The 15216-nt window shown below is 59.4% G+C and carries 14 protein-coding genes; 8 read left to right on the top strand and 6 right to left on the bottom strand.

The window, feature by feature from the left end; translation table 11 throughout:
- Positions 1–30: 30 nt before the first annotated feature.
- Positions 31–597, bottom strand: a complete 567-nt coding sequence (gene grpE / locus F475_RS18850) for a nucleotide exchange factor GrpE (protein ID WP_018929475.1) — start codon at positions 595–597, stop codon at positions 31–33.
- A 241-nt stretch (positions 598–838) separates the two neighbouring features.
- On the opposite strand from grpE, the gene recN reads away from it, so the two are divergent.
- A complete protein-coding gene (recN, locus tag F475_RS18845) occupies positions 839–2512 on the top strand; it encodes a DNA repair protein RecN (protein ID WP_018929474.1) in 1674 nt (557 codons plus the stop codon).
- Positions 2513–2587: 75 nt separating this feature from the next.
- Here the strand turns inward: recN and fur are convergent, their stop codons facing one another.
- Positions 2588–2992 (bottom strand): ferric iron uptake transcriptional regulator, encoded by a 405-nt coding sequence (gene fur, locus F475_RS18840; RefSeq protein ID WP_003197684.1) that lies wholly within the window; start codon positions 2990–2992, stop codon positions 2588–2590.
- A gap of 97 nt (positions 2993–3089) precedes the next feature.
- Here fur and F475_RS18835 point away from each other — a divergent pair, with 97 nt between their 5' ends.
- Entirely contained in the window at positions 3090–3617 is a 528-nt protein-coding gene (locus F475_RS18835; protein WP_018929473.1) for an outer membrane protein assembly factor BamE, read from the top strand.
- A gap of 61 nt (positions 3618–3678) precedes the next feature.
- Here the strand turns inward: F475_RS18835 and F475_RS18830 are convergent, their stop codons facing one another.
- Genes F475_RS18830 through F475_RS18820 form a run of 3 tightly spaced genes read right to left on the bottom strand, consistent with a single transcriptional unit; the run spans position 3679 to position 5831 of the window.
- Complete coding sequence (locus F475_RS18830; RefSeq protein WP_111454482.1) at positions 3679–3993, bottom strand: RnfH family protein; 315 nt, start codon at positions 3991–3993, stop codon at positions 3679–3681.
- The gene (locus tag F475_RS18825) at positions 3986–4420 is read right to left on the bottom strand and encodes a type II toxin-antitoxin system RatA family toxin (RefSeq protein ID WP_007933502.1); all 435 of its coding nucleotides are present in this window, start codon (positions 4418–4420) and stop codon (positions 3986–3988) included. Before F475_RS18825 ends, F475_RS18830 begins: the two co-directional genes overlap by 8 nt.
- A gap of 7 nt (positions 4421–4427) precedes the next feature.
- Entirely contained in the window at positions 4428–5831 is a 1404-nt protein-coding gene (locus F475_RS18820) for a sodium-dependent transporter (RefSeq protein WP_111454481.1), read from the bottom strand.
- A gap of 118 nt (positions 5832–5949) precedes the next feature.
- On the opposite strand from F475_RS18820, the gene smpB reads away from it, so the two are divergent.
- Entirely contained in the window at positions 5950–6432 is a 483-nt protein-coding gene (gene smpB / locus F475_RS18815; protein ID WP_018929470.1) for an SsrA-binding protein SmpB, read from the top strand.
- 138 nt (positions 6433–6570) lie between these two features.
- Here smpB and F475_RS18805 read toward each other — a convergent pair whose 3' ends face one another.
- Positions 6571–7338: an FCD domain-containing protein gene (locus tag F475_RS18805; RefSeq protein WP_064616136.1), complete on the bottom strand. Its 768-nt coding sequence runs from the start codon at positions 7336–7338 to the stop codon at positions 6571–6573.
- Between the two features lie 262 nt (positions 7339–7600).
- Here F475_RS18805 and F475_RS18800 point away from each other — a divergent pair, with 262 nt between their 5' ends.
- The 5 genes from F475_RS18800 to F475_RS18780 all read left to right on the top strand — a co-directional run bounded on the left by F475_RS18800 (position 7601) and on the right by F475_RS18780 (position 15197).
- Positions 7601–9292: a lactate permease LctP family transporter gene (locus tag F475_RS18800; RefSeq protein WP_064616135.1), complete on the top strand. Its 1692-nt coding sequence runs from the start codon at positions 7601–7603 to the stop codon at positions 9290–9292.
- A gap of 151 nt (positions 9293–9443) precedes the next feature.
- The gene (locus F475_RS18795; protein WP_018929467.1) at positions 9444–10268 is read left to right on the top strand and encodes a (Fe-S)-binding protein; all 825 of its coding nucleotides are present in this window, start codon (positions 9444–9446) and stop codon (positions 10266–10268) included.
- Positions 10265–11719: a LutB/LldF family L-lactate oxidation iron-sulfur protein gene (locus tag F475_RS18790; protein WP_111454480.1), complete on the top strand. Its 1455-nt coding sequence runs from the start codon at positions 10265–10267 to the stop codon at positions 11717–11719. The genes F475_RS18795 and F475_RS18790 overlap by 4 nt, the downstream gene beginning before the upstream one ends.
- Positions 11719–12390, top strand: a complete 672-nt coding sequence (locus F475_RS18785) for a lactate utilization protein (protein ID WP_018929465.1) — start codon at positions 11719–11721, stop codon at positions 12388–12390. Before F475_RS18790 ends, F475_RS18785 begins: the two co-directional genes overlap by 1 nt.
- A complete protein-coding gene (locus tag F475_RS18780) occupies positions 12387–15197 on the top strand; it encodes an FAD-binding and (Fe-S)-binding domain-containing protein (RefSeq protein ID WP_111454479.1) in 2811 nt (936 codons plus the stop codon). The genes F475_RS18785 and F475_RS18780 overlap by 4 nt, the downstream gene beginning before the upstream one ends.
- Positions 15198–15216: the final 19 nt, after the last annotated feature.

The raw sequence follows: 15216 nt of genomic DNA, 5'->3' as shown, positions 1-15216 counted from the left end.
GACTTCTAAATGGGGGCCTTGCGGCTAATTTCAAGCCTGCTCGTCAATCGAAGGCGAAACCGGTGCAGGCGCCTTGCTGACCACGACCATGGCCGGGCGCAGCAGGCGACCGTGGAGCTGATAGCCCTTCTGAAACACCTTGAGCACGCTGTTTGGCTCGACGTCGGCGCTTTCCTGCATGGCCATCGCCTGATGATGCGAGGCATTGAAAGGTTCGCCTTCAGGATCGATGGCTTCCAGGTGATAGCGCTTCAGGGTGTCCTGGAACATTTTCAGGGTCAGCTCGATCCCTTCGCGCATCGAACGAATGTTTTCGTCGTCAGGGCTGGACAGCTCCAGGCCGCGCTCCAGGCTGTCAATGATCGGCAGCAGGTCGCCTGCGAATTTTTCCAGGGCGAACTTGTGAGCCTTTTCAACGTCCTGATCGGCACGACGGCGGACGTTCTGCAGATCGGCGGCTACACGCAAAGCCTGATCCTGCGCACCAGCCAATTGCTCTTCGAGCACTTGTACACGAGCCGCCAGGTCTTCACCCGAAGCCTCGGGGGTCTGGTTGGCGTCTAGATTTTGCGTATCCACTGTCTGTTCGTCAGCCATAGATTTCTCCTTCCAATATCGTCCGCGAGCTCAACTCACGCTTCTGCCCCGGTATATGGGGTCGCAAAATTCAGCTTCAAGGGCTATCCGATGATTAACCCTACAAAAAACAACTGCTTTGTCATTCCCAGGCGCGCTAAGGATTTCTTTCAATCAAGCAAATCGACCTAAGCGGGGGCATTGTCAGCCAGAAACAAAACACTGTATAAATAACCAGACCTAAAGCCTGGGAGCGGCCTTCATGCTGGTGCACCTGTCCGTACACAACTACGCCATCGTTGAACATCTCGATCTCGAACTCGATCGCGGGATGAGCGTGATCACAGGAGAAACCGGCGCCGGCAAGTCGATCATGCTCGACGCCCTCGGCCTGACCCTGGGCGATCGCGCCGACAGCGGCGTAGTCCGCCCGGGGGCCGACAAGGCCGACATCCTGGCCACCTTCGACCTGATCGACATCCCTGAAGCCAGCGCCTGGCTGGCCGAACGCGACCTCGAGAACGACGGCCCGTGCATTCTGCGCCGCGTGATCACTGCTGAAGGGCGTTCGCGCGGCTATATCAATGGCACCCCCTGCCCTCTCGGCGACCTGAAGGCCCTGGGCGAGTTGCTGATCGATATCCACAGCCAGCACGAACACCAATCCCTGCTCAAAACCGATACCCATCGCCGCCTGCTCGACGAGTACGCCGGCGCCACGGACCTTGCCCGTCAGGTGCAACTGGCCGCCCAACGCTGGCGCCAGACCCGTCAGGAGCTGGAACGCCTCTCCAACTCCGGCGACGAACAGCGCGCTCGTCATCAGTTACTCAGCTATCAACTCGAAGAACTGGAAAACCTCGGCCTCGGCGAAAGCGAGCTGGAGCAACTGGAGCAGGAACACAAGAACCTGACCAACGCCGAAACCCTGCTGGGCATTTGTCGGCAAGTGGTCGAACAATGCAGCGAAAGTGATTCCGGCAATGTATTGAACGCACTGACCGCCAGCCTCAATCGCCTATCGAGCGTGAACAATTCGATCGGCGCCCTGGGTGAAGCCAGCAACCTGCTGACCAGCGCGCAGATTCAGGTTGAAGAAGCGGTGGGCGAATTGAACCGTTTTCTCGACAATTTCGACGCAGACCCGGCACGCCTTCAATACCTGGAAGAGCGCCTCGATGCGATCTACACCCTGGCTCGCAAACACCGCATCCAGCCGACCGAGGTCGCCGAGATGCAACAGAAGCTACTCGACGAAATCGAAACCCTGAATGCCAACGATGAATCCATCGAACGACTGGGCGATGAGCTGGCCTCCTACGCCCGTCATTATCAGGAGAAGGCCCGGGAATTGAGCGACCTGCGCCATCAAGCGTCGAGCAGCCTGGCCAGCGCCGTGGAACAGGAAATCCAGCGCCTGGGCATGCCCGGTGGCCGCTTCACCATCGAACTGCGCCCCAACAGCAGCGACGAACTGCTGCCCAACGGGCTAGAACAAGTGGAACTACTGGTGAGCGCCAACCCAGGGCAACCGTTGAAAGCCCTGGCAAAAGTGGCATCGGGGGGCGAACTATCGCGCATCAGCCTGGCAATTCAGGTGATCACCGCACAGACCTCCCGCGTACCGACGCTGGTGTTCGACGAAGTGGACGTAGGCATTGGCGGCCCGACCGCCGAGATTGTCGGCCAGTTGCTGCGACGCCTCGGGGAGCGCGGGCAGGTTCTGACCGTGACGCACTTGCCGCAAGTGGCGGCGCAGGGGCATCAACATCTATTTGTGCACAAGGTCCGCGGTGAAGATGCCACGCACACAGCCGTCTCCAAGCTGAGCAAGAATGATCGTGTCGAAGAAGTGGCACGGATGCTCGGCGGCATCGACCTCACCAAGGAGTCCCTGGCTCACGCGAAGAAAATGGTTGTTACCGCGAAAATCTAAGAAGGATAGAAAGCACGAAGGCGACCCTGAGGTCGCCTTCGTTCGTTTCGCGAACCTGAAGTTCGCGCGACATGCTTACTTTTTCTTGCGCACGTACAGTACAAGATTGTGATCGACCATCTCGAAGCCATACTTGTCGACGATTGCTTTCTGCAGCCGCTCGATTTCTTCGTCGAAGAATTCGATCACTTCACTGGTCTCGACGTTGACCATATGGTCGTGATGCTTGCCGTCGTCCAGTTCGAAGACCGCATGGCCTCCGTCGAAGTTGTGCCGCACCACAAGGCCAGCTGCCTCGAACTGGGTCAGAACACGGTAAACCGTGGCCAGACCGACGTCCTCACCAGCCTCCATCAGTGCTTTGTAGACGTCCTCGGCACTCATGTGGCGTTGCTCGGCGGAATCGAGCATTTGCAGAATTTTGACCCGTGGAAGGGTCACTTTGAGGCCGGCTTTGCGTAGTTCGCTATTTTCAACCATGGTCAGCTTTCTCGCGATGCTGCTTCGCAGCTTCTCTTAATGCGGGTATGATCGGCGTTTACGTTGTCCCAGCCAAGATAGTGGAAGTCGCCCACCGATGCAAAACACCAAGCTCTTGCTAACCAGTTTCACCTTTGTGGGACTGCTCGCACTCGCCGGTTGTTCATTCCCCGGGGTTTACAAAATCGACATCCAGCAGGGCAATGTCGTCACGCAGGACATGATAGACCAGTTGCGCCCGGGAATGACCCGTCGGCAAGTACGGTTTATCATGGGCAACCCTCTGTTGACCGACACGTTCCATGCCGATCGCTGGGATTACCTGTATAGCCTGCAACCCGGTGGCGGTGAACGCCAACAGGAACGCATTAGCGTTATCTTCAACCCAAATGACCAACTTGTCAGCCTCTCTGGCGATTTCATGCCAGGCGTGAGCCGCGACGAGGCCATTCTCGGCAAGGACAGCGGCACTACCGTGACCGCGCCGGCAGGAAACGCCGAGAAGCCGAAGCCAGAAAAACCGGTCAAGCCAGGCTCGTTGCTGGACCAGATCCAGAAGGACGTGGACAACGTAGAAACTGTCCCGGTCCCGACTCCAGAACCGCTGGAAACCTCGCCGCAATAATTTGCGACGCAATAAAAACCCCGGTATGTCCGGGGTTTTTATTGTCTGGCGTTTAATCGAATCACTGATTCCGGGCTTTGGCCTCGGCCGCTTTGGCTGCACGCAACCGCCGAACTTCTTTTGGGTCGGCGAGCAACGGCCGGTAAACCTCGATGCGATCCCCTTCCTGAACCTGGCGAGTGGCCGGATCAGCGATCACTTTGCCAAAGATCCCGACCGGACAACTGCCCAGATCCAGCTCCGGGAATTCGCCATTCAGGCCCGATTTGAACAACGCATCCCGCACCGTCGCGCCCACCGGCACCGTTACGCTCAGCAGCACCTGACGATCAACGGCGGCATACACCACCTCGACCTTGATCACGGCCTCAACCATGCATTTGCTTCGCGCGCTGGCAGAACGCGTCCATCAACGTATTCGCCGCCTGATTAAACAAAGGCCCCAACGTCGCACGCACCAGCGGCCCCGAGTAGTCGAACGACAGGTCCAGACTGATCTTGCAGGCCTTCTCGCCCAACGGTTTGAACACCCAAACGCCGTGCAACTGGCTGAACGGACCTTCCTCGAGGTTCATTTCGATCGAACGCCCGGGCACCAGGGTATTACGCGTTACGAAATGCTGACTAAGCCCCCCCTTGGCCACACCGACGCTGGCGCGCATGAACTCGGGAGAGCTTTCCAGAATTTCGGTCGATGAGCACCACGGCAGGAATTCCGGATAGCGGGCCACGTCGTTGACCAAGTCGTAAAGCGCTTGCGCCGGATACGGCAGCAGGGCCGAACGTTGAATGTGTGTCGTCATGTCAGCGTTACTTCCACAGCTGGGCGGCAAACACTACAAGAATGCCGATGGGCGCCACATAGCGCATCAAAAACAGGGACAGGGCGAACAGTACTGGGCTGCGGATCGACAACTCGTCGCGCACCGCTTCACGCCCCATCACCCAGCCCGCAAACACCACGAAACACAAACCACCGAGTGGCAGCATGATCCGCGAGGTGAAGAAGTCGATCACACCAAAGAAGTCCAGGCCTCCGGCCGCCCCCCATTGGTAGAGATGAAACAGCCCGCCTTCGTTCACGAAAAACTTGGCTTCCTTCCAGATATTGAAAGAAAACACGGTACCCAGGCCGACGAACCAGCAGGTGAATGCCAGCCAGAAGGTGACCCAGGCGCGGCTGATTTTCGTGCGTTCAACCAGGTAAGCCACCATCGGCTCAAGCAGGGAAATCGCCGAACTCCAGGCCGCAATCGCCACCAGTACGAAGAACACTACGCCCATCAACTGGCCGAACGCTACGTTACCGAAGGCGAATGGCAGGCTGACGAACATCAGGCCTGGGCCTTCGCTCGGGTTCAGGCCGGCAGCGAACACAATCGGAAACAATGCCAGACCGGCCAACAGCGAAACGAAGGTGTCGAGCAACGCCACACCGACGACGGTTCCGGAAATCGACGAGTGCTTCGGCATGTAGGCGCCGTAGATCATGATCGAGCCGACACCCACGCTCAGGGAGAAGAACGCGTGCCCCATGGCCGGCAACAAGCCATCAAGCACCTTGTCCGGATGGAAGTCGAACATGAAATGCACGCCCTCCATGAAGTGGCCGGTGGTCATGCTGTAACCCAGCAGGACAATCACCATCACGAACAGCAACGGCATCATGATCCGCAGGCTGCGCTCCAGCCCGGCGACCACACCCTTGGCGATCACCACTGCCGACAACAGCATGAAAATCGTGTGCCAAAGTGTCAGGCGCCATGGGTCGGCGATCACATTACCGAAGTATGCGCCGACCTGATCAGCCGTCACGCCCCGAAAGTCGCCACGGCCCATGTCGATGATGTAATCCAGCGACCAACCGCCAACCACACTATAGAAAGACAGAATCAGCAACGCCGTGATCATCCCGGCAAAGGCGCCCCAGGACCACTTCGCCGAATGCCCCGCTTCCAGCGCCAGGACCTTCAAGGCATTGGCCGGGCTCTGCCGCGCGCGCCGGCCGATCAGGGTTTCGGCCAGCATGACGGGCATACCGATCAGCGCGATGCAGGCCAGGAACATCAGCACGAAGGCCCCGCCGCCATAGACGCCAACCATATAAGGGAATTTCCAGATACTCCCCAAACCCACGGCCGAACCGGTCGCGGCGAGTATGAAGACCCAGCGGCTAGCCCAACTGCCGTGGACAGAAACCTTGTCTGTCGACATCGTTATCACGCCCAAGCGTTCAAAAAAGAGGCCGCATTGTCCGGGATTCAATCAACCTGCTCAAGCACGTAGCGTCACCGTAGCCGACTCGCGCGCAACTCCCTATAATGCCGCCCCTATGGCTAAACAGAAGAAACACCCAACAGGGACCATCGCGCAAAATAAAAAGGCGCGACACGATTACTTCATCGAACATCGGTTCGAGGCTGGTCTGGTCCTGGCCGGCTGGGAAGTAAAAAGTCTGCGGGCAAGCAAACTGCAACTGGTTGACAGTTACGTACTGCTCAAAGATGGCGAAGCCTGGCTGCTCGGCAGCCACATTACGCCTCTGACGACGGCCAGCACCCACGTTATCGCTGATCCGACCCGCACCCGAAAATTGCTGCTCAATCGGCGCGAGCTGGAGAAGCTGGCCGCTGCCGTGCAGCAAAAAGGTTACGCCTGCGTATGCCTGTCCTGGTACTGGAGCAAGCACATGGTCAAGTGCGAGATCGCTCTGGGCAAGGGCAAGAAGGAATACGACAAGCGTGATACCGAACGCGAACGCGATGCCGGCCGTGAATTGCAGCGTGCGGTGCGGAACAAGGGCAAGGAAGATTAATTTTCCTGCCTGATCGCGGCTTTTGTGGCGAGGGAGCTTGCTCCCGCTCGGCTGCGAGGCAGTCGTAAACAATCTGCCCACAATGCTGGCCGGGGGGCCGCTTCGCGCCCCAGCGGGAGCAAGCTCCCTCGCCACACACTACATCCCCTTGCGTCGCTCCGCCCGAGCCATGCGCTGCACTTCCTGACGCACCTCTTCCAGCACTTCCTGCACATACAAAATGTGCCGACTGGACACTTCTCGCGCCTCTTCCGCCCGCCCCTCAATAATCGCCTGGTACAACTCCCGGTGCTGCGCAATCAGCATGTCACGGGTTTCGACGCGCTGTTTGTACATGCCGCCAATGTTGGTCACCACGTTGCGCTTGAGCAGGTCAAACAGCCCGCGAATGGTGTGCAGCAACACTGCGTTATGACTGGCCTCGGCGATCGCCAAGTGGAAATTCGCATCCGCCGCGCCCTCTTCCGCCCGACTCACTTCATCGTGGCGCGAATAGCAGTCCTGCAATTCGTCAAACGCCGCCGTCAGCCGCTCACGATCCACCTCGGTGGCGCGCAGTGCCGCGTAGTAAGCGCAGGACGCTTCCAGGGTATGGCGAAACTCCAGCAAATCGCGCTGGGCCTCGGGGTTGCTCTCCAGCAGGTGCAGCAATGGATCGCTGAACGTCGAGCCCAGGGATTCCACCACATAGTTGCCGCCGCCCTGACGACTGACCAGCAGCCCTTTGGCCACCAGTTTCTGAATCGCCTCACGCAACGAAGGGCGTGACACGCCGAACTGCTCGGCCAACGCACGCTCTGCCGGCAGGCGTTCGCCAGCCTTCAAGGTGCCCTCGAGAATCATCCCCTCGAGTTGCTCGACAATATCGTCAGACAAACGGCGTTGCCGAATCTGATCAAACCCCATCACTCAATTCTCCACGATCCCGGCGGCTCGCCGGGCTCTCTATTCTGGCCTATCGGCGCTGCGCCAGCACCTACCAGACGACGCTTGATCGAACAGATCAGATGCGTTCTGCACCGCTCATTCGACAAAAGTTTTAGGGCGGCAAATTGACACACCGCCTCCAAGGCTTTTACCCTAGCCAACAGCGATTGTAAATTGGTCTTACCAATTATCCAAGAACGCTGACCAGTGCCTGACCAACAACAATTAGGGGCCACCCCATATGCAAACCTGGCAACAGCTCTACAGCCCGCTCGGCAGTCTCGGCGTGTCCGCACTCGCGGCCGTCATTCCCATCGTATTTTTCTTCCTGGCCTTGGCCGTGTTCCGCCTCAAAGGCCATGTGGCCGGCAGCATCACCCTGGCGCTGTCCATTGCCGTGGCAATCTTCGCTTTCCAGATGCCGGTCGACATGGCTTTCGCCGCCGCTGGATATGGCTTTGCCTACGGGCTGTGGCCGATTGCGTGGATCATCGTGGCAGCGGTGTTCCTCTACAAACTGACGGTCAAGAGTGGCCAGTTCGAAGTGATCCGCAGCTCGGTGCTGTCGATTACCGATGACCAACGCCTGCAAGTGCTGCTGATCGGCTTCTGCTTCGGCGCGTTCCTTGAAGGTGCCGCCGGTTTCGGCGCACCGGTAGCGATTACCGCCGCACTGCTGGTTGGACTGGGCTTCAACCCGCTGTACGCCGCCGGCCTGTGCCTGATCGCCAACACCGCGCCGGTGGCCTTCGGCGCCTTGGGGATTCCGATCATCGTCGCCGGGCAAGTCACCGGCATCGACGCCTTCAAGATCGGCGCCATGACCGGTCGCCAACTGCCGTTGCTGTCGCTGTTCGTGCCGTTCTGGCTGGTGTTCATGATGGACGGCCTGCGCGGCGTTCGGGAAACCTGGCCAGCTGCGCTGGTGGCCGGCTTGAGTTTTGCCATCACCCAATACTTCACCTCGAACTTCATTGGCCCGGAACTGCCGGACATCACCTCGGCGCTGGTCAGCCTGATTTCCCTGACGCTGTTCCTGAAAATCTGGCAGCCAAAACGCGCTGCAGGCGCGCACATCGTCGGCGCAGTCTCGGCTTCCGTAGTGGCCAGCACCGGTGGTTTCGGCCAACCGCGCACCACCGTGGCTTCGCCCTACAGCCTGGGAGAAATTTTCAAAGCCTGGTCGCCGTTCCTGATCCTCACCGTATTGGTCACCATCTGGACGCTGAAACCGTTCAAGGCGATGTTTGCCGCCGGCGGCTCGATGTATGGCTGGGTGTTCAACTTCGCGATCCCGCACCTGGATCAAATGGTGATCAAGGTCGCGCCGATCGTAACCAACCCGACAGCGATTCCGGCAGTGTTCAAACTCGATCCGGTTTCCGCGACCGGCACGGCGATTTTCTTCTCCGCGCTGATCTCGATGCTGGTGCTGAAGGTCAACATTAAAACTGGTCTGACCACTTTAAAAGAGACGTTCTACGAACTGCGCTGGCCGATTTTGTCCATCGGCATGGTGCTGGCCTTCGCCTTCGTCACCAACTACTCGGGCATGTCGTCGACCATGGCTCTGGTATTGGCTGCCACCGGTGCGGCGTTCCCGTTCTTCTCGCCATTCCTCGGCTGGCTCGGTGTGTTCCTGACCGGTTCCGATACCTCGTCTAACGCGCTGTTCAGTTCGCTGCAAGCCACCACCGCGCACCAGATCGGCGTCAACGACACCCTGTTGGTGGCGGCGAACACCAGCGGCGGGGTGACCGGCAAAATGATCTCGCCGCAATCGATCGCCGTGGCCTGCGCCGCGACCGGGCTGGTGGGTAAAGAATCGGATCTGTTCCGCTTCACCCTCAAGCACAGCCTATTCTTTGCAACGATCGTCGGCCTGATCACCTTGGCTCAGGCTTACTGGTTCACCGGCATGCTGGTGCACTAAGCACTACACGCCACACGGAAAAAACCGACGCTGGGTTACGCCCCCGGCGTCAGCTATTCACAACCGGGTCTGCAAGGCTGCTGAAAGCTTCTCTCTCTATATTCAGCAGCCTCAGCGGACGGATAACCGGGACCACCCGGAGACACGCCTGATGAGCGAGCTTTTTTACAACGCTGTGCCGAACGCGACCCGCGTCGCCCCGCCACTGCCTGAACCTCGGCAATACCCCAGCGAAAAACCGTCACGGGTGTACCTGTTCGGGACCTGCGTGGTGGATCTGTTCTACCCCGAAGCCGGGATGGACGCGATCCACCTGCTGGAACGCGAGGGCATTCGTGTCGAATACCCGCAAGGGCAGAGCTGCTGCGGGCAACCGGCCTACACCTCGGGTTACACCGAACAGGCCCGGACCGTGGCGCGCTCGCAACTGGCGTTGTTTGCCGGGGATTATCCGGTGGTGGTGCCGTCGGGTTCTTGCGCGGGCATGTTGCGCGAACACTATGCCGACCTGTTCAAGGACGAGCCGCAAACGCTGAAACAGGTTCAGGCCCTCGCGGCACGGACTTACGAGCTTGCCGAGTTCCTGCTGTTTGTCTGCAAGGTGCAGCTCAAGGACAGCGGCGAACCGGTGAAAGTGGCGTTGCACACGTCGTGCTCGGCACGCCGTGAAATGAACACCCACCTGCATGGCCGTGAGTTGTTGGCGCAGCTGAGCAACGTGGAGCGAGTCGACCACAGCCACGAAAGTGAATGCTGTGGCTTTGGTGGGACTTTCAGCGTCCGTATGCCGGATATTTCCGGTGCGATGGTGGCTGACAAGACCCGTGCGTTGAAGGAATCCGGCGCACACAAGGTACTCAGTGCCGATTGCGGCTGCTTGATGAACATCAACGGTTCGTTGGAGAAACAGCAGGAGGCGTTGCGCGGTCAGCATCTGGCCAGCTTCCTTTGGCAGCGAACCGGAGGTGCCCGATGAGCAGCTCCACGATTATTCCTACGGTCGCCGTAGAAGAAGATTTTCGCAGCCGGGCTCACAAGGCCTTGGCTGACACGCAACTGCGAAATAACTTTCGCACGGCGATGGATTCACTGATGAGCAAACGGGCAGCGTCTTTCAGCGATGCCCACGAAAGAGAACATTTGCGAGCGCTGGGCAATGCCGTCCGCGCCCGCGCGTTATCCAAGTTGCCCGACCTGCTCGAGCAGCTTGAACAGAACCTGACCCGCAACGGTGTGACAGTGCACTGGGCGGAAACGGTAGACGAAGCCAATGGCATCGTCCTGTCGATCATCCGCGCTCACGAGGCGCGGCAAGTGATCAAGGGCAAATCGATGGTCAGCGAAGAGATGGAGATGAACCATGTCCTCGAAGCTCAAGGCATTGAATGCCTGGAGTCGGACATGGGTGAATACATCGTCCAGCTCGACCACGAGAAGCCTTCACACATCATTATGCCGGCGATCCACAAGAATGCCGGTCAGGTCGCGTCCTTGTTCCACGACAAACTTGGCGTGGAGTACACCAAGGACGTTGACCAACTCATTCAGATCGGTCGCAAAGTCTTGCGGCAGAAATTCTTCGAAGCCGACATTGGCGTCTCCGGCGTCAACTTCGCCGTGGCCGAAACCGGCACCTTGCTGCTGGTGGAAAACGAAGGCAACGGGCGGATGACCACCACGGTGCCGCCAGTGCACATCGCCGTAACCGGCATCGAAAAAGTCGTGGAAAACCTGCGCGACGTGGTGCCGCTCCTGTCGCTGCTGACCCGCTCGGCACTGGGCATTCCGATCACCACCTACGTCAACATGATCTCCGGCCCGCGCAAGGAACATGAACTCGACGGCCCACAGGAAGTGCACTTGGTGCTGCTCGACAACGGTCGCAGCCAGGCATTTGCCGACAGCGAATTGCGCCAGACCCTGAACTGCATCCGCTGCGGCGCCTGTATGAATCATTGCCCGGTCTACACCCGAATCGGCGGCCATGCCTACGGAGAGGTTTACCCTGGGCCTATCGGAAAAATCATCACCCCGCACATGGTCGGTCTGGCGAAAGTCCCCGACCACCCGAGTGCCTCGTCGTTATGCGGCGCCTGCGGTGAAGTCTGCCCGGTAAAAATTCCGATCCCCGCATTGCTGCGTCGCCTGCGGGAAGAAAACGTCAAAGCGCCGGACAGCCCACATCAAGTGATGCGCGGTCAGGGCAGCAAGTATTCGCGCAAAGAACGATTTATCTGGAACGCCTGGGCCAGGCTCAACAGTTCGCCAACGCTTTATCGCCTGTTCGGCTTCTTCGCCACTCGCCTGCGAGCGCTGACGCCGAGCAACGTCGGCCCATGGACCCAGAACCACAGCGCACCGAAACCCGCGGCCCGCTCACTGCATGACATGGCCCGCGAGCATCTGGCCAAACAGGGGGACCGTTGATGAGCGCCAAGCAAAATATCCTCGCCAAATTGCGCAACAGTCTGACGGGCACCACGCCGGTGGCTGACAACTTCGATGTCGAACTGGTGACCGAGCCTTACACCTACACGCCGGAACAACGCATTTCGCAACTGCGCAAACTGATGGAAGCGGTGCATACCGAAATCCATCTGACGTCCAGGGAAGGCTGGCCCGAATTGCTCGCGCAACTGCTGCGGGACCGCCAGTTGCCGAGCCTGCTGATTGCGCCGACGACGCCCCACGGGCAACGCATCACCGAGCATTGGGCGAAAAATCCTGGCCTGCCAGCGCTCAAAGCCTACAACCGCCCGGTCGAGGAATGGAAAGCCGAGTTGTTCAACGACACCCCGGCCAGCCTGACTACCACCCTCGGCGCGATCGCCGCGACCGGTAGCCTGATTCTCTGGCCGACGCGGGAAGAACCGCGCTTGATGAGCCTGGTGCCGCCGGTGCATTTTGCCCTGCTCAAGGCCAGTGAAATCCGCGACAACTTCTATCAGGTGCAGCAGGAATTCGAATGGGCCCAAGGCATGCCGACCAACGCCTTGCTGGTGTCCGGCCCGTCGAAGACTGCCGATATCGAGCAAGTGCTGGCTTACGGAGCCCACGGCCCGAAAGACCTGGTGGTGTTGATCCTGGAGGACCAATGAGTCTACCGGCGGCTTTTCTGCGCGATGCGCAGCAACTGATTCCTGAAACACGACGTTTCGACGACCCGCTATCAACCCTGGCCTTCGGCACCGACGCCAGTTTCTACCGGCTGATTCCAAAACTGGTGATCCGCGTCGAGTCCGAAGACGAAGTAGTGGCGCTGCTCAAACTGGCGCAACGGGACCACGTCCCGGTGACCTTCCGCGCCGCTGGCACCAGCCTGTCCGGCCAGGCCATCAGCGATTCAGTGCTGATTGTGCTGGGGGATAACTGGAACGGTCGCGAGATCCGTGGCCAGGGCACGCAAATCCGTCTGCAACCGGGCGTGATCGGCGCCCAGGCCAATGCTTGGCTGGCACCGTTTGGACGCAAGATCGGTCCGGATCCGGCGTCGATCAATGCCTGCAAAATCGGCGGCATCGTCGCCAACAATGCCAGCGGCATGTGCTGCGGCACAGCGCAAAATACCTATCACACCCTGGCCGGGATTCGTCTGGTGTTGGCCGATGGCAGCCGACTCGATACCGAAGACCCCAGCAGTGTTGCGGCGTTCCGAAAGAGCCACGCCGAATTGCTGGAGCGTCTGGCGACACTGGGCCGCGAGACCCGCGCCAATGCCGAACTGGCTGCGAAAATTCGCCACAAATACCGTCTGAAAAATACCACCGGGCTGTCACTCAATGCCCTGGTGGATTTCGACGAGCCTGTGGATATCTTGAGCCACTTGCTGGTGGGTTCCGAAGGCACGCTGGGGTTCATCAGCGCGGTGACCTACGACACGGTGATCGATCACCCGAACAAGGCATCGGCGCTGATTGTGTTCCCGGACGTGGAAACCTGCTGCAACGCGGTTTCCGTCCTGAAAAGCCAACCAGTGTCGGCCGTGGAACTGCTGGACCGTCGCAGCCTGCGCTCAGTGCAGGACAAGCCCGGCATGCCGGCTTTCGTACAACAACTGTCGCCTAATGCCTGCGCTCTGTTGATCGAATCCCGCGCGGCCTCCTCCACTTTGCTGCAGGAACAACTGGCGCAGATCATGGCGTCGCTGACCGACTTCCCAGTGGAAAAACAAGTCGACTTCACCGAAGACCCTGTGGAAAACGCCCGGCTCTGGGCGATCCGCAAGGACACCTTCCCCGCCGTCGGCGCGGTGCGCAAAACCGGCACCACGGTGATCATCGAAGACGTGACCTTCCCGGTGGAACAACTGGCCATCGGCGTGAATCGCCTGATCGAGCTGTTCGACAAACATCACTACGACGAAGCGATCCTTTTCGGACACGCCCTGGAAGGCAATCTGCACTTCGTCTTCACCCAAGGCTTCAACAGCGCGGAAGAAGTCGCACGCTACCAGGCGTTCATGGACGACGTGGCGCAGTTGGTGGCCGTGGAGTTCGGCGGCTCGCTGAAGGCCGAACACGGCACCGGTCGCAACATGGCGCCCTTCGTCGAACTGGAATGGGGCAGCGATGCCTACCAGTTGATGTGGCAGCTCAAACGCCTGCTCGACCCCAACGGCATTCTCAACCCGGACGTGGTGCTCAGCGACGATCCACAGATTCACCTCAAGCACTTGAAACCGTTGCCGGCCGCCGACGAGATTGTGGATAAGTGCATCGAATGCGGTTTCTGCGAACCGGTGTGCCCGTCGAAAGGCCTGACCTTGAGCCCACGCCAGCGCATCGTGATCTGGCGTGACATCCAGGCGAAGAAACGCGCCGGCATAGACACCGCCGAACTGGAACAGGCCTACGAATATCAGGGCATCGATACCTGCGCCGCCACAGGCCTGTGTGCACAACGTTGCCCTGTAGGCATCAACACCGGCGAGCTGGTGAAAAAGCTCCGTGACCGTAACGCGACCCATACGAAAACCGCCAACTGGATTGAAGGCAATTTCGCCACTGCGTTACAAGGCGCGCGCTTTACCTTGCACGTCGCCAACGGTGCACGGATGCTGTTGGGGGCACCACGTTTGGCGAAGCTTTCGGCAACATTGACCCGTTTGTCCAAAGGCCAGGTTCCGCAATGGACCAACGCCATGCCACAGCCGGAAAAGGCCATTCGCTTCAGCCCGAGCGTATCGGACGAGCGCCCTCGGGTGGTGTATCTCGCGGCCTGCGTGTCGCGGGTCATGGGCCCGGCGGCGGGTGATAAAGAGCAAATGTCGCTGTACGACAAAACCCGTGGCCTGCTGGAAAAGGCCGGTTATCAGGTCGTCCTTCCAGACAATCAGGACAACCTCTGCTGTGGTCAGCCATTCGCGTCCAAGGGCTATGCCGAACAGGCCGAACACAAACGTCAGGAGCTGATCGGCGCACTGCTGCATGCCAGCCGCGGCGGGCTCGACCCAATCTACTGCGACACCAGCCCCTGCACGCTGCGGCTGGTTCAGGACCTCGGCGACGAACGACTGGACCTGTACGACCCGGTGCGTTTCATCCGTACGCATTTGATGGACCGACTGGACTTCACCCCGCAGGAAGCACCTATCGCGGTGCACGTCACGTGCAGCACGCAGCATCTAGGCGAGAGCCAGGCGTTGATCGATCTGGCGCGCAAATGCAGTAAAAACGTGGTCATTCCGGAAGGCATTCACTGCTGCGGTTTCGCTGGCGACAAGGGCTTTACCACGCCGGAACTGAACGCGCATTCGTTACGCACGCTGAAGGACGCGGTACAGCAATGCAGCGAAGGGATTTCCACCAGCCGCACCTGTGAGATTGGTCTGACACAACACGGTGGAATTGACTACCACGGGCTGGTCTATCTAGTGGATCGGGTCACTCAGGCCAGGGGAACCTGAAGAAAAATAGAACCCTGAC

The organism is Pseudomonas sp. URMO17WK12:I6, from assembly GCF_003253625.1.
GTDB lineage: Bacteria > Pseudomonadota > Gammaproteobacteria > Pseudomonadales > Pseudomonadaceae > Aquipseudomonas.
This window is presented reverse-complemented; position numbering and strand designations above follow the sequence as displayed.

What these genes read in the sequence shown, in the direction of transcription:
- grpE (WP_018929475.1), bottom strand. Translation starts at nt 597, where the DNA reads ATGGCTGACGAACAGACAGTGGATACGCAAAATCTAGACGCCAACCAG.
- recN (WP_018929474.1), top strand. Translation starts at nt 839, where the DNA reads ATGCTGGTGCACCTGTCCGTACACAACTACGCCATCGTTGAACATCTC.
- fur (WP_003197684.1), bottom strand. Translation starts at nt 2,992, where the DNA reads ATGGTTGAAAATAGCGAACTACGCAAAGCCGGCCTCAAAGTGACCCTT.
- F475_RS18835 (WP_018929473.1), top strand. Translation starts at nt 3,090, where the DNA reads ATGCAAAACACCAAGCTCTTGCTAACCAGTTTCACCTTTGTGGGACTG.
- F475_RS18830 (WP_111454482.1), bottom strand. Translation starts at nt 3,993, where the DNA reads ATGGTTGAGGCCGTGATCAAGGTCGAGGTGGTGTATGCCGCCGTTGAT.
- F475_RS18825 (WP_007933502.1), bottom strand. Translation starts at nt 4,420, where the DNA reads ATGACGACACACATTCAACGTTCGGCCCTGCTGCCGTATCCGGCGCAA.
- F475_RS18820 (WP_111454481.1), bottom strand. Translation starts at nt 5,831, where the DNA reads ATGTCGACAGACAAGGTTTCTGTCCACGGCAGTTGGGCTAGCCGCTGG.
- smpB (WP_018929470.1), top strand. Translation starts at nt 5,950, where the DNA reads ATGGCTAAACAGAAGAAACACCCAACAGGGACCATCGCGCAAAATAAA.
- F475_RS18805 (WP_064616136.1), bottom strand. Translation starts at nt 7,338, where the DNA reads ATGGGGTTTGATCAGATTCGGCAACGCCGTTTGTCTGACGATATTGTC.
- F475_RS18800 (WP_064616135.1), top strand. Translation starts at nt 7,601, where the DNA reads ATGCAAACCTGGCAACAGCTCTACAGCCCGCTCGGCAGTCTCGGCGTG.
- F475_RS18795 (WP_018929467.1), top strand. Translation starts at nt 9,444, where the DNA reads ATGAGCGAGCTTTTTTACAACGCTGTGCCGAACGCGACCCGCGTCGCC.
- F475_RS18790 (WP_111454480.1), top strand. Translation starts at nt 10,265, where the DNA reads ATGAGCAGCTCCACGATTATTCCTACGGTCGCCGTAGAAGAAGATTTT.
- F475_RS18785 (WP_018929465.1), top strand. Translation starts at nt 11,719, where the DNA reads ATGAGCGCCAAGCAAAATATCCTCGCCAAATTGCGCAACAGTCTGACG.
- F475_RS18780 (WP_111454479.1), top strand. Translation starts at nt 12,387, where the DNA reads ATGAGTCTACCGGCGGCTTTTCTGCGCGATGCGCAGCAACTGATTCCT.